Here is a 17,114-nt window from a genome sequence, read left to right as displayed (position 1 = left end):
CGTTTCTCGCGGACACTCTCGCTACCTTCTACTCATCTGGTCGCCGCGACGTCCGCTTCCACTATGGCATCCAATATGTTCGCTCGCTGAGCGTCCCGGCTTGCGCGCCCATGCGGACTCAAGAGCACAGGTGATGGCTGAAGTGCAACGAACAGCTTCTCGCTTCGCGTAGGTCCTCTTCGCTTGACGACATTCACATCGATACCGCCGTCGGCAGGTCTGACCGCAAGTCGCAAGGTAGCTGGGGAGGCGTCCTGTGCGGACGCGAGCGGTCGAATCAGAACTAGAAGCGTCTCTGTCGACTGGGCCGCAAGATGAAGTCGCCGAAGCGATTCCGCTCGGATGTGCTGCTGCCAAAACAGCAACGCTCCACAGGTGCCGGCACTCAGGACGCGTTCGGCCGACCAAAGCGCGTCCGCGGTTTTCGGCGCACGAAGCCGCATGAGCTTCTCAAACGGTAGGCCGAGGTATGCGAGCGCAAGAGCATTGGGGACATGTGGGGCCTGAAGCAGAACGAGCGGTCGTTTGCTCACAGTCGCAAGAGCTGGTCGCAGCAAGCGTATCTCGCCGATTCCAGGCTGTTGAACGAGCAGCTCGACAAGCGAACCCACAGGCCAACCGCCACCTGGCAACTCTGCGGAGAGTTCGGGGTAGCCGGTTTCGACAGTCTTTCCGTAAGCGCGAGCAAGTTGAGACCCTCTCCAAATCGACGGGTGAATGTCCTCAATGTGTTTGGGGAGGGTTGCAATTGCTTGCAAGCTCTGTTGAGTGACGTGGCGGCCGGTTCTTCCGGCGACCGACTGATGTTGGACGTCGGCAACGTCATGGCACATCAATTCTCATTTCCACTCTCCCCTGTTTCGGCGATGCCCCGGCGTCGTCGTAACGCTCTTTGCCGCCAAGGCCGAATTTAGTTGGGCATTGAGACGCCGCGCGTCTCAATGCCCAACTTCAATGTCGGCAAGGCGTGTTAGCGGCCCGGGCGGTCTGCGCTCATATAAGTGCCGCTCGCTATCTGGTCGCATGGATGACTTTCATGAAAACAGAGAGGCAGGGCCGAACAGCGGTGGCAGTTTTGCTCGCAGATTGCCGGCAAGGCTGCTGGAGCTTTTGGCTGTCCTGGTAGCAGATGTTGCGAGCGACGTTGAAGTGGTCGCAAGAGAGCTTGGGCTCAGGGACGAGATGCGGGAAAGACTTCGCCGAGCGCTGGACCGAGTTGGTTGTGCGCAGGCGGTTTTGGGAGCAATGCGGGAGGTGGGCCTGAGGCAGTCGGCGCCGGCGGGGCAGTGTGCGCAGTTGCCGCGGTCCGGGCAGCTGAAGCAGGCGGGGTCTTCGAAGCAGTCGGGGCAGCTGAAGGAGTCCGGGCGGTTGACGGAGGAAATGTCGGCAGAGGGAAGCTACCGGGGCGGCGGTGGCGATACTGGCGGCAGCGATGACTACAGAGGAGACGAAGCGCTAGACGCAGTGGAACGCGTTCGGGGTGCGGTGGAATTGCTCGCAGAGGGGTGGCCACAGGACTACCCGGAGGGGGCGGTCGAGTGGCTTATTTTGGATGCAATGGAGGGGGCGGCGGGGTAGAAGGAGGGCTTTCTGACCCCAAACGCCCCAAAAATCACCCCCCCGCTAATAGTGTCCCTCAAGGGCGCAGGGGGCGGTTTTTCCTGGAATCAGAGGGGGGTTAAACGGGGGTTTTTTTATTAGCGTGCACCACGCCGAATGATAGTGTCCCCGGCCTTGCCCCGTAATGGTTTGCGGGAAAAATCACCCCGCTCGAGGGACACTTTTAGCAGAGGGGTGAGGGACGCTTTCATTCTTGGCGGGCAAACAATCGGCCTAGCGGTTGGCCCCTCGCTCCACGGTCACAGACTTCGCCAGATTCCGGATGTTGTCCACATTCGATAAAGACGTCGATCACGAACACGCGCCGGGTCTCGGCGCATCTCTGATGTCTGAGCCAACATCGCGATATCACGAAGACCTGTTGCGACGCCGGTTTGCGGTTTCATCGGAGTACGCTCCTGTTTCACCTCGTTAAGATAGGGCGTGATTTGCCCGGCTTTAAGAATTTCAGATACCTAACTTTCTGTCGCTGCAAGACGCCCGTCGAACTGCTATCCCGATAATATTGCTTATCATGATCTTCTTTTCGATAGCTTTCTTCAATTTCGATGGGCACTTCCCTGAGTCACGAAGTTGCGACGGACTTAGGTCGGTTGCCGATCATCTAGGTCAAATCCCGGCGTTTGTATCAAACACTACGAATCTCACTCGGATTGATACGTTCTCTCCAGCCGGCGTGAAAATTCGCCGTCACTCTTGGGAAATTGGCGCGCTATGCGGTTGTTCCGTGAAACAATCAGCTTGAAACGTTGCGTCATAAGGTTTATTTCTTCAAAAACAATTAGTTAGATCGCCTTGTTAATGTTGCATATTGTTTCACGGTCGCCACACTCTTCGGCTGGCAGGCAAACCACAAACCGATAAGGACTCCGTTACATTTTCCGAGTTCTCTTTGCAGGCTTTATACCTGAAACTCTTCGCAAGCGAGGGAATTCGAGGCAATTGGCGGGCGGCAGCAGGTGCGGATCGGGCTTGGATTTTTACTTCACCCTATGGCCGTCGATCGTCGGCTCAACGTCTCCTGCCCTGTCCGTCCAGCGTCCTGACGACCCCTATATCGCCAGGACCATATTGTTATGCCGGCTTAATGTTCGACGCCTGCTTACCCTTCGGACCCATTTTCTCTTCGTAGGTTTTCTGCCCTTCCGCGAGCGACCTGAAACCGTTCGACTGGATTTCCGAGAAGTGTGCGAACAGATCCTCACCGTCCGCATCCGGTGTGATGAAGCCGAAACCCTTTGCATCATTGAACCTTTTGACCGTACTAGTTGCCATTTTGTGTTTTGCCTTGAAAGTTGAGAACGGCGCGTCCCTCGCAAGCGCCGGAAGCGATCCTGATTGAGTGCATCTAGACGCGCAACGGCGCGACTCGACGAGAGCAGAGCGGTCTATCCCGATAATTCGACTTATCAGGCTTGACGAAAATCGCCCATCCTCCCCCTCACCCCCAGACCAACTATCGAACGGGGCGGGATGGGCCATCCACGACGTCAGTCCGGTACCAAAACGGCTGGTAACGTGATCGGCGCTTCAACGACTGATGCGGTCGCTCCGCCCTCCCCTGCGACCCGATGCGAAGAGACGAGATCGAACGCGCCGACGTGACCCGATGTCTACCGGCGTCTTCACCGCCCTTCCCAGCTTCTGAACCCGTTTTCGCGACGTGGTCGGCGTGGGCTCGTGCTCGAACTCTAGAGACGGTTCTGCGACCAACCGTTTCGTCCCTCCGAACGGTACCCGCAGCCCTGCAAGCCATGATTTCTTCGGTCGATTTGCTGCTGATGACGACCGTTTCGCGGGCTCCAGAAAATCAGATCGGTAGTTGCATTTGCATCCAAGATCGCGGGTCGGTCGATTCTGGCCTTGCTTGGATTGCGCGTCGTCGTGCTCCGCGTTCGCTTACTTGTGGCACCGCTGTCCGGCACCGGTCCGGCTTCGCGCCGAGAAATGTCGATTCCGCGTCACGCACCCGCGCGCCGCACTTTAAGCAGGTGTCGCAGACCGGCGATATGGTCGCGAACCGCACCCGTGAGCGGTGGCCTCGACGTGCTCAACAGAACGCTCGATGGTCGTACGTCGCCGAGTGCTTCCTGCTGCGCGTTAGCAAAGCGTTCGAGGTCAAGCCCTGTGGCCGGGCGAAGTTTGCCGGAGCGCAATGCAGCGGCGAATGACGGCATCCAGCCCGCAGCTTGCCGTCCAACTCGTTCCGTGAGGCTGAAGATCGTCAGCGAATCTCCGCCGGCTCCGAGCACGAACTGACGTGTATTGTCCGCATCGATGAAAGTTCGCCCAGCGTGTTGAAGGGCGATCTCCTGGCCGTCGGCGTCTTGTTGCTGGCGCGCTTGCTTGGCAACGTTGTCCGCAGTTTTGCGGCGCAGGAGGTGGGCGAAATCGACCGGATTGCGGAGCAGTGCGCGCAGGTAGTTGATCGGTGCCTTGGCAAGTTTTAGGTGATCCCAAGTGGCTTCCACGACATCTGAGAGACGCTTGCCGTGCTCGCGCGCTTCGCGCATGAGTTTGAAAATCAAGAAATCAAAGAAACCCAGGCCGCGCAGGCGTTGAAGATCCGCAGGCAATTGGCCCGGTTGTCTCTTTTGAAAAATAGAAGGGCTTAGATCCTTATATAAACCACCGTCTGCCACATTGGCAGACGGTACCGGCAATGAAGCTTGGGACGGGGAGAGCGCTGAGGACGAGAGCATTTCTGCAGTTTCGCTTTCGTGCGTGTGCGAAGGTTCGACCAGACCAAGGAGGGTCGCTGCGTGCTCCGTCAGGTGTAGGTATGCGCGCCCGAACAACCCTGCTTCAACATAGCGACCCTGTGGCCGACGATCGATTAGACCGGCGACCTCAAGATCATCGAGGCTGCGATAGAGCGTCCGCATGGATTGGAGGGCACGTCCCGTGAGCAACTCGCGACGGGCGAAGATGGCGGCGAAGGGCTTAGCCGCGTCAACCGTTCGGGCGAGGGCGGACAGTACGGCGCGAGCGCGCGGTGGGATCTGTTCAATGTGTGCGGCGCGGAAAGCCGCACGGAAGATAATCCAGGGCAGATTGGTTGAGTCACAGCGAAAGGCAGTGAGGGCGGCTGAATCTTCGGGATGTACTTCACCCTCGCCAGCAACGAAGCGTTGCGCGATAGACATGTCTAGCGGTCCATTACAGTAAATGGTTGGTTTCGCTTGACTGTCGATCTTGTTGCGCTACACTCCGGGTTGAGCGTTGTACCCTTTCCGGTTTCCAGCCGGGGAGTGTGGTGCTAGGATTTCCAGCCAAGCCCACTTATGCAAAGGCCCTCAGTTTCCAGCTGGGGGCCTTTGTCTTTCAGGCTTTAGTTTGCATCAGTCTTGGTTTCGTCACGAAAGATCAATAAAAACAGAGGCTTAGAAATTTTGTCGCGTCTTAGGGCTGCTTGCCCATTCCTTAAGTTACTGATTGCAAACGAGTTTCGCGCCGAAAATGATTACTTCAATTTCGATTCGATTAGGGTCTGAATTTCCTTGGCCCATTCGTTCGCGCGCTCTGCATCCACTTTCAGACGTACACCGATCACACCACCGCGAGTGGTGATCTCACAATAGTTTTTCTTTCCTCGCTTAACGATTAGCGTCTCTACGGCAGGCTGCTTCTTCACGGACTTAGCCTGCACGCTCGAAACTGCTTCCTTCTGCGTGTAACGCTCTTCCCTAATTAGGCGCTCAACAGCTTTGACAACTTCGCTTGTTCGCCCTTCTGAATGTGCCCGGGAGAGTTGAGCGGCGGCGTCGGCGCCCAATCTTTCAGGACGTTCTTCGAGGGCCGCTTTTGCTTCAGCTGGCAACCCATCGAACGCAAAAATTTTGCTGACGTGCGATTCTGACAATCCAACTGCCGTGGCCAACTCTTGTTGAGTTAATGCATCTGCAGCTTCTTGGAGGCGCTGAAAATGCCAGTATTTCTCGTAGTCAGAAAGGGAAGGGGCAAAGAGATTGGAAAAGAAGGCCAGTCTTTCGGCTTGATCCGGCTCCATTTCGGAAACGATCGAATCGATCTCCTCGATGCCTAAGTCTCTATAGATCGCAACGCGGTTGTTGCCAGCGTTGATATTCCATTCGCCGTCTTCGCGTGCTTCTAGGATTACCGGATGGACTAGCGGATGCTTGGCCAGGTTGGCTTTAAGTTCGGCATATTGCTCGGCGGTAAGCTTACGACGGCGTCCAGGAACCTCGTGAAGTTTCGCGATAGGGCGTTTAGCCCTTGCACCTTTGTCAAGCTGCAACTTGAGTTCGGCGATCTCTCTGCGTTGTCGCTCCGCGGTGGCCTGCAGCTGCATTAGTTGGCCCGGCGCTGTGCGAGGCGCTACCGGTTGGACGTCCAACGCTTTTTCCTTGTCCTCTGCCGTCACCTGAATATTCTTAGCCCGGGCGGCCTGTTCCTTCATCCACGAAGCCATTGTTACTCCTCCTGTGCCCAAATGGCGCACACCTTGTCATCTACGCGATCGACCAATTGATCTACCGGGTTGCGAATGCGGCGAAGCGTTTCGGCTCCGACGTCATTCGGCCCGAGATCGTAGAAAGTCGAAAATCGCATATTTGTATTGCGTGCCAGGTCGGATTCAGGAATCTCAATAGGCACGACGCGGGAACCATAGATCTGTGTAATCCAGCCTTGCAGGATCTGCGCGGCGGGCTTTGATGTCATGCGGGTAACAAGGACGTCGACGAAGTCAAACTCTTTTGCCCGACCATCGTCGAACGCTTGCATCCCGTTGATCAGATCACCGAACAAGTGCCAAAATTGCACCATCGACGCAAAGCTCAACATATCTGGCACGACTGGCACAATAACCCCGTCGGCTGCGAAAATCGCATTTATCGTAAGATAGCTTAGGGTCGGCGCGGTATCGACGATGATGTAGTCGTAGGTATCTTTCAGTTGCGACAATCCGTCGTGCAAAACCTGCTCAAAACGAACGTCTCCGTCACTAGCGGCTCGTGCGGGTAACATGAATTCCGCGTTGAACAGCTCGGTAGAGGACGGGATGATGTCGACGTTGGGCCAGTACGTCGGGACGGGGAGGGCGGTCATATCAAACGGTTTGCCCTCAAGATAAGCCTCGATCAAGGGCATGACGGTTTGGGATGAATCGACCTCAGCATGCGGATTGATGCCGTACAGCGTACTTGCGCTTCCCTGTGGGTCAAGATCGATGTGCAAGACGCGGCGACCTCGACGCATTGCGAGACCTTGAGCGAGAAGGGTGGAGGTCGTGGTTTTTGTCACACCGCCCTTAAAGTTCGCCACAACAATGACCTTCGCCGGACCGTTGCGAGGGAGGGGATTGCGCTCAGAGCGAATCCATGCAATCGTCTCCTCGACCGTAAACTGGCGAGGGGAGCCGGGCTTGGCTTGCGTGCCTGCGGGGAGTTCGCCTTTTTTAAGCACGTAGCCCATGCGCTGCTTATCGATTCCACACATCTCCTGGAGTCGAGCAGACGAAATGATGGGCGGCACTTTACGAGGAAAGGGCTCGAGCATCTCATCGCGGATTTTCTGCAGCATGCCGTCCGACAGTTTTGCCAAATGCATCAGATCAGCGCCGGTCGTTTTCCCTGCCCTGAGCTTTTTGATGGTGTCCATCGTTCTACCCGTAGCGTCCAGTGGACCGATTCAGAATATTTCGACCTAACCGGTCGAATTGTTCGAAGATTAGTCGCTGCGAAAAGTAAACGCAAGTTAACTTTGCAGCTGACGACTTACCGTAACGCCTGGCCAGCGGCGATTTCCCGCGAATATCTCGAAAAAAGTTGAAGTAGCGATCGGCCTGCCTGCATGAATCAACGTCGGCGCCTGGTCTCAGCGCTCAGCGGACTGAACGTCCGCACAAGGCGCGCGGTGCGGACGAAGGTATCGGTGCAAGCCAAATAACAGCTCATCAATGCGCTTTTGCCCTTCGCGTGTTTTCAATACATCAAGCCTGCTAGCCGTCATACATCCGGGGGCTAGTGGCCCCACCAACTCTCGAAGAACGGCCGGATCCATCGCCGGCTTGAATCGACCGCGCATTGCGTTCGGCGAATCTTTCCAAGGCTCCACCACGAACGTGCCTACCGATACTCCCGCTCATGCGGCGACGCGAACTGCCCTCTCATATTGCAAATACAAGCGTTAGATACACAACTAACCGTCTGTTCAGACCCTACCTTTAGATCGTCTTCCGCCAGACCATGGGCGAATCCGCGGACGCGGACCGGGCTCTACTCGCTTCGCTCCCCGAGCCTGAAGTGCCGGCCATTCGGTAACGATCCCTTTCGCAACACCTAAAACAAAGAATTATCTAGAAGAACTCCCCTAAGGGGCTCTGCCCCTGGCGCGCTACAAGGGAGATGGCTTCGCCCTGGCCGCGGGGCTTCCCCAAAATTTTTTCGGAAAACCGCCGAAAAAATCCCGGGTGATCCCCCTCCCCGCGTCCAGCCCTTGCAGCTTGCCTCCCCGGTCGTCGCCCGACGGTCGTCGGGTGCATGTGCGCAACACCAGCACATCCACCCCGAGACCTAAAGGAAAGACCATGACAGCGAAAACGAAAACCCCTCTCTCCGACATCTATACCCGAATGACAGAAAAAATCCTCGCCGACCTTGAGCACGGCGTCAGGCCATGGGTTAAGCCTTGGAGCGGCGCGAATGTCGATGACCGCATCACGGTACCTGTTCGGCGCAACGGTGTTCCTTACCAAGGCATCAACATCCTGCTCCTCTGGGGTGAGCAGCTCGACAAAGGCTTTCAGTCCAATCGTTGGATGACATTTAAGCAAGCACAAGTGCTTGGCGCCAACGTACGTAAGAACGAGCACGGAAGCCTTGTTGTCTATGCAAGCAAATTGACTAAAAGCGAGACTGCCGAGAACGGCGACGAGATCGAGCGTGAGATCCCTTTCATGAAGGGCTATACGGTGTTTAACGTCGACCAGATTGAGAACTTACCTGCCGAATACTGCGCTCAAACTGAAACCGTTCAAAGGCAGCCACTCGAACTCATTGAGCATGCAGAAGCATTCTTTTCCCGGACTCGCGCTGTGACTCGACATGGCGGAAATAAGGCGTACTACGCACCGTCGCAAGACATTGTGCAGTTGCCTATCCCTGACGCCTTCGAGACGCCGGAAAGCTACGCCGCAACGAAGGCGCATGAAATCACCCACTGGACCAGCCATACGACCCGTCTTAATCGTCAACTGGGCAAGCGATTTGGCGACGATGCGTACGCCGCGGAAGAATTGATTGCCGAGATGGGTGCCGCCTTCGTTTGCGCGCAGCTGGGATTGACACCGGAAGTTCGCGACGATCACGCCGCTTACCTCGACCACTGGCTCAAAGTCTTGAAAGCAGACAAGAAGGCAATTTTCACGGCCGCCAGTCAGGCGCAAAAGGCCTGCGAATTTTTATTCTCTCTGCAAGGTGCAGACGAACAGCAAGCAGCTTAAGGGCAATGACGAAGGCCTGAGCGAAACGCTCAGGCTGCTTCTGGAATTGATGGGGCACGATTCATGACCAACTTCACTGTTGTTTATGCGGTTAATGTGCCGCACTACGGCAAGACGCAAATAGAAGCGTCGACGGCGGCCGAAGCGATCTCGGTAGCCAAGCATTGTGATCCTGTGGAAATTTGCACCGAGCACGACCACAGTAACGCCGCCTGCGCGCGCATCGTCTCCATTTTGGACGATGCTGGTCGAAGCATTGCGGAGGGCGTCACGCTCGATGGGGCGTTTATGCGCTACGGCGGACGCACCGCCTGGCTCCTGTGCGAAGCGTCACCGGCATTACTCGAGAGTCTGCAGAAAATGGTCTCGCGCTCCGACGACCTCGTCCATGCACTAGTTTGCTCAACCGGACGCAACGAACATCTTGTGGAGCGGCTTTGCGCCGCGTGTCATGTCGCGAAAGCTGTCATTGCTGCGGCGAACGGCGACAAGTGATGCAAGCCGACAGTCGAGTTACCGGCGGGGAGGGCGCGCGCACCTCCGCAGAGGTTAACGCGCCGTCGAGAGATTATCAACGCCATCGCCGCAATGTGAGCTACCGCGCTTCGCAAGTAGTTCTGGGCGCGGTCTCAGAACATGGCAGTGCTCACAAATCAGTGGTGACTAGAATAAGCTTCCGCCGCACGCTTTGTTTCTCACAGAGCGCCCGCCAGCTTACTGCCGATGAGGCCGCCGACGATGCCGGCGGTTAGCGCGAAGACAGCCAGTAACATCACGAGCTGCCGCGCCTTGCGTTCAAGTGCGGTGTTCGCGATTACGAGTTGCGCAGCGCCACTGTTAAGCTGATTTCCGATCTGCGCGGCCGCTACGCGGCCCGCCTCCGTGAGCTTGTCGCTATTCTGCTCGATCACCGACTCGAAATTGAGCTTCGCCGCAAGAAACGCCTTGCCTGCTGCGTCAGTGGTTGCCCGCTCGATTTTGCCGGATAGCGCTTCATCAGCCTGTTCGAAGCGGCGCACAAGCGCATCGGCATCTTGTAAAAGCTCCGCCATCAGCGCTTCGCGTGCGGTGGATATGTTGCCACCCATGACGTCCCCCGTTACTTGAACAGCACCTTGTACACATCGTCCAGGTTCTTATGCGCGGACTTCGCGAGTCGCTGCGCCGAAATCATGCTGACGGCACGCGCTTTCATGTCCTCGTCGGTCGCTTCGCGAAGCATGGCCCGATAATCAGTCGCATCCGCGATGATCTCCGACACATTCTTCTTAAGCACACGCAGCCGCTCAAAAATCTCGTTTCGGAAAACCGCCGCCTCCGGCTTTAGCGTGAAGCACTTACGCTCCGCGTGAAGGCCAAACACCGTACTAAACAAGCGCGGCACATCGCTCGCGTCTTCAAGATCGACCTTGTTGAACACCACGCGGATTTTCTTCGGGGAAACGCCGAGCCCAGCCAGTGTCTCAATGGTGTTGACCGTGTCGATCTGCTGTTTCTTCTCGCTCACTGCTGGCACGACGAAATAGTCGAACTCTTCGTGTGAGCCGTCGAACTGGCTCATCTGTTTGATAAATTCCTCGACGTTCGATGCCCCTACATCCACGATGGCGGAGTCGAGCGTCATCAAATCCTCCTAAAGCCCCCCGTAGTCCTTGCCCTTGAGTCGTTCGGCGTTGGTACTAGACGACCCTGCATTAATCGTTTCGACCTCGAACTTCGGCGCATTCATGCGCGGCGCGAGCAGATTATCGACCAGCGTGGTTTTTCCCGGATTGCCACTGAAGTTGATTACGGCGACTTTCATGTGCGACTCCTTCGTTGCTGTTTGGCCAGGCGTTCATAACGTGCGAGCTTCTCGGCTTGTTCTGCTGGGTCAGGCTTCATCAATCGGTCAAGCTCTTGCATCGAGATCGGACCGTGTGACGTTGCGTGCTCCGATGAATCTGAATCGGTGACCGAAGATAAATCAGAGTGGTGTCGTTGTGACACTGGATCAGTGGCGCTGGAATGCTGCGCATTGGATTGAGTTTTATGCGCTGTAGTCTCTCGCTCGACCTGCTGCTTCTGCCGGTATCGGTACAAGTAGCTTTTCAATGTGGCCTCAGTCAAATCGATTCCACTCTCTCTTAGCGCCTTCAGAATATCTGCGATCCGCACACCCGCTGAGATCCTCTGTTCGATCAACGGCATCACCTCGCGTACTTTCGCCGCTTTGGTCTTTGGCTCCAGTGCTGTCAAAGCCTGCATTACGTCACGTTGCGGCATTCATGCATCCTCCGAGCTATTGATACGCAGTCCTATTGCATCTGATACGCATTATTCATACTATCAACTTGCCTCTGTTTTGCAACCTTTCTGCTGCTGCCTCGCATCTTTTTCGCCTACGCCCTTCGGGCTAGTCGACTATCACGCCCTTAACCCCTAGAGATCCCTGCCCTTAACAGGCCAGAAATCTCAATACACACCACGCACCCCCTTCGGGGATGCAAAGCCTTGGTTTTATCGGGCTCAAATCAAAAGTGACACTACTTTGGCTCTATAGCGTTGCTATAGGAATTCGCAGGAGAGCTATGTGTTTGCTCACTTGATGCCTATAGACAATACTATAGGTAAGAAGAATGAGTTACTCTATTTTCAACAACAGGGATAACCACGCATGAGCACAGGCAAATCGATCCCCGTCTGGTTTTCAGAGGAGGATCGCCGCAGGGTCGAAGAGGCCGCGGCATTGGCGGGCTATAAGCACCTGTCGAAATATATTCGCGATAAGGCAATGAGTCGTGATAACCAGCGCGACGCTGCTCGCGACAGCATGGAAACATGGGCTGAGCGCCAGGAGCTCAACGGTCGGCTCGAAGAGATTGAGCGTAGCCAAGTGACTTCGCACACACTGCTGGCCGCGCTGCTCTTCCTGATGCGCAAGAAGGCGACGACGGGCGAGCTCAATGATCTCGTGCTTGCATGCAAAGACGCCGAGATTGGCACCACTATGCCTGCGGAGTTGCTCGCGGCCTCATCTCCGGAACTCGCTTCGCTGATCGCTCGCTTGTCGGAGGAATCGTGATGTCTGATGTGACCGACCCGACTGGGTCTATCGAGCCCATCGAGCAGGTCGACGCCGATATTCAGGCGGCGCTCAGCTCACCCAGCATCAGCTACTGGCTGCGCGACGCGCTGCTCAGCGCGTTGCGGCGCGATTGCGTTGACGCGGCTCGCGATGCACAGATCCTGGCCACGTGGCTCGACAGGCGATGTGATGCAATCCTCAGGCGCAGCGGGAGCTAGGCCAATGCAGAAACACGAAGCGGAAAACGCGACGTTGCTGTTTGGCGTCAGCTTACCGATTGCCGGGTGGCTGGCCGGTACCTACGCTGCGGACGTGCCATTGCGCCCGCTCCCGGAAGCGCTCACCGTTGCGCTCCATATGACGCCGCACAACCCGCTCATTGCGATTGGTGTCGTGCTCGGTCTTAGCCTGGCCGCCACAACCGCGTATCTGTTGCATGAGTATGGCGACGACGGCTTCCGCGGCGCTCGATACCACCGGTGGCTGCGTGGTGCGCGCATGGCGAACTGGCATGGTGTCAAACAGCAGGTGAAGGCCGCGAATTGCCGTGAGAATCGCCGCCTTCGCTCTGAACTGAAGCGCGCGGCAGCGCTGGAGCCAGAGGCCGCGACCCCAAGGCTGGGCCGAAAAGCTAGGGCAACGGACTTGCCGCCCATCATGATCGGTCGGATGCCAATGCCGTTGCACCTTGAGAACCGGAACACGCTGATTTGCGCGACCATCGGCGCGGGTAAGTCGGTCGCCATGGAAAGCATGATCGCGTCGGCTGTGAAGCGCCGCGACAAAATGGCCGTGGTTGACCCGAACGGCACGTTCTATTCGAAGTTCAGCTTTCCGGGCGACGTCATTCTCAACCCGTTTGACCAACGTTCGGCCGGCTGGACGCTCTTCAACGAGATCCGGGGCGTGCATGACTTCGACCGGATGGCCAGAAGCATCATTCCCCCGCAACTGGATCCGACCGATGAGCAGTGGTGCGCGTACACGCGCGATGTACTGGCCGACACCATGCGCAAGTTGGTCGAGACCAACAACCCCGACCAGGACACGTTGGTCAATCTCCTTGTGCGTGAGGACGGGGAGGTCATTCAGGCGTTCCTCGCCAATACCGATTCACAGGGATATTTTCGCGAGAACGCGGAAAAAGCGGTCGCCTCGATCCAGTTCATGATGAACAAGTATGTGCGACCGCTGCGGTTCATGTCCAAGGGCGAGTTTTCCCTCTACCGATGGGTGCACGATCCGAACGCGGGCAACCTGTTCATCACGTGGCGTGAAGACATGCGCACGACACAGCGCCCGCTCGTGGCCGCGTGGATCGACACGATTTGCGCCACCATCATGAGCATCCCCGACAGTGCCGTGCCGCTTGCGCGTCGGCTTTGGCTCTTCCTCGATGAGCTGGAGTCGCTCGGCAAGCTCGAATCCTTCGTGCCGGCCGCAACCAAGGGCCGCAAGCACGGTCTGCGCATGGCGGCGTCCATTCAGGATTGGGCCCAACTGGATGAAACCTATGGCAAGGATGCTGCGCGAACCTTGCTCGGATGCTTTCGAAATTACCTCATTTTCGGCGGCTCGAACGCGCTCAATACCGATAAGGCGAGCAAGATCCTCGGCAAGCATCAGGTCGAGCGAGTCCAGATCACGACGAACGCAGGCGGCGGTGCCGGGGGCGGCGGCGGAGGGCGCAGCCGCAATATGGTCACCAGCCCGCCAGAACCCGTCGTGATGGATTCGGAAATTTCGTTCCTGAAAGACCTGGAGGGTTACGTCATGTTCGGCGAAGATTTTCCGATCGCAAAGATCAAGCTGGCCTACGTCAAGTATCCGCATCGCGCCACCGCAATCGAGATCAAGTGCCGGAGGCGCGGCCATGCTCAATGTGACGCCCATTCGCGGCAACAACCAGTATGCCGCAGCACATTATTTCTCGTCTGCCGACGATTATTATGCGAAGGAGAACCCTGGCGAGTGGCAGGGCGAAGGAGCGCGGCACTTGCGGCTCACCGGGCCGATCGAACAGGCACAGCTCTCGCGTCTCCTGGATGGACAGCTTCCCAACGGCCAGCGCATCCAGACCACATTCGACCCCGTCGACAACAAAAAGCGCATGGGGCTCGATCTCACGTTCTCGGCCCCCAAGTCGGTGTCGATGCAAGCGCTCGTCGCCGGCGACCGCGAAGTAACCGTAGCCCACGACCGTGCCGTGACGCGCGCGCTTAAGCAGGTTGAGCAACTGGCCGAGGCGCGCAAGAAGGTCAAAGGCAAGAGCTACCGTGAGCGCACGGGCAACATGACCATCGCCAAGTTCCGACACGAGATGAGCCGGGTGAAGGATCCCCAGCTGCACACGCACTCGGTCGTGATGAACATGACGCGACGCGCCGACGGCGCATGGCGCGCCCTCTCCAACGAGGACATATTCCGTGTTCAGCACGAGGTCGACGCGATCTACAAGGCCGAACTGGCGAAGGGCCTGCAGGCGATTGGCTACGCGATCCGTCTCGTCGACGACAAAGGCAATTTTGAGCTGGCTCACATCAGCCGCGACCAGATGGAAGCGTTTTCAGCGCGCAGTCGCGTGATCGAAGAGGCGTTGGCGAACGAGGGCAAGACGCGCGCAAGCGCGAGCACGCTCGAAAAGCAGGTCATTGCGTTTGCCACGCGCCCGCGTAAGGACGAGTCCGATCGCGAGATCGTCAAGCAATATTGGGTCGAGAAAAGCCGCGAGCTCGGTATCGATTACGGTTCGCGTTCCCGGCTCGACGGGCGCAGCTATGACGCGAAGGACGGCCGAGAACACCGAAGGCAAGCTGAGATCGCCGACACGAGTGGCATGCCGGAGGGACAGATGAACGGCAGCGTCGATGGTCGCGTCGGGCAACGGACTGACTCCGGCGAGCGCGACCGCGTTGCCGCTACGAATCTGCCAGCGGGAATTACGCCCGCGCAGGCGGTCGTGCAGTACGCGATTCACCACTTGACCGAACGCGAAGCTGTTGTGCGGGAGAGCGCCTTGATGGCGACCGCGCTGCGCCGATCCGTCGGATTAGCCGGTCCCGGCGAGGTGCGCACCGAGATCAAGCGTCTGGTCGGGCAGGGCGCACTGATCGAGGCGGTGCCGGCCTATCGCATGGCGGATCGGAAGGACGGACCCGCGCTTTCGTCCGCCGGTTGGAGACATTATCTGCAAGAGCTCAAGGGGTGGTCGAATAAGCAGGCGCAGCAATATGTCAACGCGGCAATCAAACACGGCTCGCTCGTTCCGGCCGAAAAGCGTTACACGACCCAACAGGCGCTTGCCCGTGAAAAGGCCATTCTTGCAATCGAGCGCACCGGACGCGGCGCTGTGGCACCAATCTTGGCCGTTACCGCCGTTCGGTCAGCACTCGAACGCTCCACGCTCAATACGGGGCAGCGTTCGGCGGTTGAGACCATCATTGCCACGAGCAATCGATTTGTAGGCATTCAGGGCGACGCGGGTACCGGGAAGACCTACACCGTTAATCAAGCCGTCGCGCTCATCAAGCAGGCATCGGCCTCGGCGATGGGAGAGGGCTACCGCACGGTCGCGCTCGCTCCGTATGGCAATCAGGTCAAGGCGCTCAAGAACGAAGGTCTCGAAGCGCACACACTCGCGAGCTTTCTTCGATCGAAGGAAAAACCGGTCGACAGCAAGACGATCATCTTGCTGGATGAATCGGGCGTCGTCGGTGCGCGCCAGATGGAGCAAGTGATGCGAACCGTTGAAAAGGCAGGGGCGAGAATGGTGTTGATCGGCGACACTAAACAGACCGAGGCGATCGAGGCAGGCAAACCATTCGCCCAGCTTCAGCACAATGGCATGCAGACCGCGCGCATCAGCGAAATACAGCGACAGAAAGATCACGAACTGAAAGCGGCCGTCGAACACGCAGCCGAGAGCCGCGTGCACCAATCGCTCGCCCATCTCAAACATGTTGAGGAACTGAAAGAGCCGGCGGAGCGACACCGCGCGATCGTGAATGACTACATCAAGCTCACCGATGCTGAACGCCGTGAAACCTTGATCGTCGCCGGCACAAATGAGGCACGTCGCGAAATCAACAAAATGGTGCGCGAGTCGCTGGCGCTCACGGGTACCGGACGCGAGTTTGAGACGCTGACCCGCGTGGACATGACGCAAGCGCAGCGCCGTTTCGCGCCTAGCTATCAGCCCGGCATGGTGATTCAACCGGAGAAGGATTACGTGAAGGCCGGGCTGATGCGAGGCGAAACGTATCGGGTCACGGAGGCGCTCCCTGGTAACGCGCTAGTCTTGTCGCGGCAAGACGGCACCACGGCCACGATCAATCCGCGTAAGGTGACGCAGCTCAGCGTCTATCGCCTTGAGCGGGCGGAGTTGTCTGTTGGTGATACGGTACGGATCAACCGTAACGACGCGGGTCGTGATCTCACCAACGGCGACCGCATGCGCGTCACAGGCGTCGGGGGCGTAATCGGTGGTGTCGTGAGCCTCGAATCGGTCGAGCAACGCAATGGTCGGCCTGTGCGGTCGTTGGAGCTACCGACCAGCCGACCCCTTCACTTGGAGCACGCATATGCTTCCACGGTCCATAGCTCGCAAGGGCTGACGAACGATCGGACCCTGATCGCGCTCGACACCAAGAGCCGCACGACGTCGATGAACCTGTATTACGTCGCCATCAGCCGAGCGCGGTATGAGGCACGCGTCTACACCGATTCGGTGAAATCGCTGCCGGCTGCAATCGCACGCCGCTTCGACAAGACGACAGCGCTGGTCATTCAGCGAGAACGCGAACTGCAGCGCCGCGGGCAAGGCATGCATCCGCGAGGCGCGGCGGAGGGTAAGAAAGGGTTGGAACGTCAATCGCTCGGAGACCGGCGCAGCCAACCAGCCAACGGTCACAAACCCTCAGACTATGCTCGATTTGGAGAGGCTTCGCTTTGACGGACGAACAC

14 protein-coding genes and 1 pseudogene are annotated in these 17,114 nt (G+C 57.7%); 6 read left to right on the top strand and 9 right to left on the bottom strand.

Translation table 11 applies throughout. The annotated features are described in order from the left end of the window. Nucleotides 1-32: 32 nt before the first annotated feature. From imuA to ACYQ47_RS18970, 5 genes are all read right to left on the bottom strand, one after another. Nucleotides 33-749 carry a translesion DNA synthesis-associated protein ImuA gene (imuA, locus tag ACYQ47_RS18990; protein WP_459906520.1) on the bottom strand — a complete coding sequence of 239 codons (717 nt, stop codon included), beginning with the start codon at nucleotides 747-749 and terminating at the stop codon, nucleotides 33-35. 1,945 nt (nucleotides 750-2,694) lie between these two features. Continuing rightward, nucleotides 2,695-2,895 carry a cold-shock protein gene (locus ACYQ47_RS18985; protein WP_459906441.1) on the bottom strand — a complete coding sequence of 67 codons (201 nt, stop codon included), beginning with the start codon at nucleotides 2,893-2,895 and terminating at the stop codon, nucleotides 2,695-2,697. A gap of 686 nt (nucleotides 2,896-3,581) precedes the next feature. Next, complete coding sequence (locus tag ACYQ47_RS18980) at nucleotides 3,582-4,766, bottom strand: Replication protein O (protein ID WP_459906440.1); 1,185 nt, start codon at nucleotides 4,764-4,766, stop codon at nucleotides 3,582-3,584. Nucleotides 4,767-5,083: 317 nt separating this feature from the next. Further along, the gene (locus tag ACYQ47_RS18975) at nucleotides 5,084-6,052 is read right to left on the bottom strand and encodes a ParB/RepB/Spo0J family partition protein (protein ID WP_459906438.1); all 969 of its coding nucleotides are present in this window, start codon (nucleotides 6,050-6,052) and stop codon (nucleotides 5,084-5,086) included. 2 nt (nucleotides 6,053-6,054) lie between these two features. Further along, entirely contained in the window at nucleotides 6,055-7,242 is a 1,188-nt protein-coding gene (locus tag ACYQ47_RS18970; RefSeq protein ID WP_459906437.1) for a ParA family protein, read from the bottom strand. Nucleotides 7,243-8,170: 928 nt separating this feature from the next. On the opposite strand from ACYQ47_RS18970, the gene ACYQ47_RS18965 reads away from it, so the two are divergent. Together ACYQ47_RS18965 and ACYQ47_RS18960 are read left to right on the top strand one after the other, a co-directional pair. Continuing rightward, on the top strand, nucleotides 8,171-9,085 hold the full coding sequence (locus ACYQ47_RS18965; RefSeq protein ID WP_459906436.1) for an ArdC family protein: 915 nt from the start codon (nucleotides 8,171-8,173) through the stop codon (nucleotides 9,083-9,085). 63 nt (nucleotides 9,086-9,148) lie between these two features. After that, nucleotides 9,149-9,580 (top strand): hypothetical protein, encoded by a 432-nt coding sequence (locus tag ACYQ47_RS18960; RefSeq protein ID WP_459906435.1) that lies wholly within the window; start codon nucleotides 9,149-9,151, stop codon nucleotides 9,578-9,580. A 200-nt stretch (nucleotides 9,581-9,780) separates the two neighbouring features. On the opposite strand, the gene ACYQ47_RS18955 is transcribed toward ACYQ47_RS18960, so the two are convergent. From ACYQ47_RS18955 to ACYQ47_RS18940, 4 genes are all read right to left on the bottom strand, one after another. Continuing rightward, nucleotides 9,781-10,104 (bottom strand): hypothetical protein, encoded by a 324-nt coding sequence (locus ACYQ47_RS18955; protein ID WP_459906434.1) that lies wholly within the window; start codon nucleotides 10,102-10,104, stop codon nucleotides 9,781-9,783. 80 nt (nucleotides 10,105-10,184) lie between these two features. Beyond that, entirely contained in the window at nucleotides 10,185-10,709 is a 525-nt protein-coding gene (gene stbB / locus ACYQ47_RS18950) for a StbB family protein (RefSeq protein ID WP_459906433.1), read from the bottom strand. Between the two features lie 9 nt (nucleotides 10,710-10,718). Beyond that, the gene (locus ACYQ47_RS18945; protein ID WP_459906432.1) at nucleotides 10,719-10,889 is read right to left on the bottom strand and encodes a hypothetical protein; all 171 of its coding nucleotides are present in this window, start codon (nucleotides 10,887-10,889) and stop codon (nucleotides 10,719-10,721) included. Next, nucleotides 10,886-11,350, bottom strand: a complete 465-nt coding sequence (locus ACYQ47_RS18940) for a conjugal transfer protein TraD (RefSeq protein WP_459906431.1) — start codon at nucleotides 11,348-11,350, stop codon at nucleotides 10,886-10,888. The genes ACYQ47_RS18945 and ACYQ47_RS18940 overlap by 4 nt, the downstream gene beginning before the upstream one ends. A 391-nt stretch (nucleotides 11,351-11,741) precedes the next feature. Here ACYQ47_RS18940 and ACYQ47_RS18935 point away from each other — a divergent pair, with 391 nt between their 5' ends. The 4 genes and pseudogenes from ACYQ47_RS18935 to mobF all read left to right on the top strand — a co-directional run bounded on the left by ACYQ47_RS18935 (nucleotide 11,742) and on the right by mobF (nucleotide 17,103). Beyond that, entirely contained in the window at nucleotides 11,742-12,149 is a 408-nt protein-coding gene (locus ACYQ47_RS18935) for a hypothetical protein (RefSeq protein WP_459906430.1), read from the top strand. After that, on the top strand, nucleotides 12,149-12,370 hold the full coding sequence (locus ACYQ47_RS18930) for a hypothetical protein (protein WP_459906429.1): 222 nt from the start codon (nucleotides 12,149-12,151) through the stop codon (nucleotides 12,368-12,370). The genes ACYQ47_RS18935 and ACYQ47_RS18930 overlap by 1 nt, the downstream gene beginning before the upstream one ends. Nucleotides 12,371-12,374: 4 nt before the next feature. Continuing rightward, nucleotides 12,375-14,009: pseudogene (locus ACYQ47_RS18925) on the top strand (type IV secretion system DNA-binding domain-containing protein); the annotation flags it as partial. Nucleotides 14,010-14,025: 16 nt separating this feature from the next. Then, entirely contained in the window at nucleotides 14,026-17,103 is a 3,078-nt protein-coding gene (gene mobF, locus ACYQ47_RS18920) for a MobF family relaxase (protein ID WP_459906428.1), read from the top strand. The last annotated feature ends 11 nt before the right edge of the window (nucleotides 17,104-17,114 follow it).

Source organism: Caballeronia sp. HLA56 (assembly GCF_054655155.1).
Note: the sequence above shows the minus strand (reverse complement) of the source record. Positions and strands in the feature narration are given on the sequence as shown.

Excerpts from the sequence above, each read along its gene's own strand:
- ACYQ47_RS18985 (WP_459906441.1), bottom strand. The coding sequence starts at position 2,895 with ATGGCAACTAGTACGGTCAAAAGGTTCAATGATGCAAAGGGTTTCGGC.
- ACYQ47_RS18980 (WP_459906440.1), bottom strand. The coding sequence starts at position 4,766 with ATGTCTATCGCGCAACGCTTCGTTGCTGGCGAGGGTGAAGTACATCCC.
- ACYQ47_RS18975 (WP_459906438.1), bottom strand. The coding sequence starts at position 6,052 with ATGGCTTCGTGGATGAAGGAACAGGCCGCCCGGGCTAAGAATATTCAG.
- ACYQ47_RS18970 (WP_459906437.1), bottom strand. The coding sequence starts at position 7,242 with ATGGACACCATCAAAAAGCTCAGGGCAGGGAAAACGACCGGCGCTGAT.
- ACYQ47_RS18965 (WP_459906436.1), top strand. The coding sequence starts at position 8,171 with ATGACAGCGAAAACGAAAACCCCTCTCTCCGACATCTATACCCGAATG.
- ACYQ47_RS18960 (WP_459906435.1), top strand. The coding sequence starts at position 9,149 with ATGACCAACTTCACTGTTGTTTATGCGGTTAATGTGCCGCACTACGGC.
- stbB (WP_459906433.1), bottom strand. The coding sequence starts at position 10,709 with ATGACGCTCGACTCCGCCATCGTGGATGTAGGGGCATCGAACGTCGAG.
- ACYQ47_RS18945 (WP_459906432.1), bottom strand. The coding sequence starts at position 10,889 with ATGAAAGTCGCCGTAATCAACTTCAGTGGCAATCCGGGAAAAACCACG.
- ACYQ47_RS18940 (WP_459906431.1), bottom strand. The coding sequence starts at position 11,350 with ATGCCGCAACGTGACGTAATGCAGGCTTTGACAGCACTGGAGCCAAAG.
- ACYQ47_RS18935 (WP_459906430.1), top strand. The coding sequence starts at position 11,742 with ATGAGCACAGGCAAATCGATCCCCGTCTGGTTTTCAGAGGAGGATCGC.
- ACYQ47_RS18930 (WP_459906429.1), top strand. The coding sequence starts at position 12,149 with ATGTCTGATGTGACCGACCCGACTGGGTCTATCGAGCCCATCGAGCAG.
- mobF (WP_459906428.1), top strand. The coding sequence starts at position 14,026 with ATGCTCAATGTGACGCCCATTCGCGGCAACAACCAGTATGCCGCAGCA.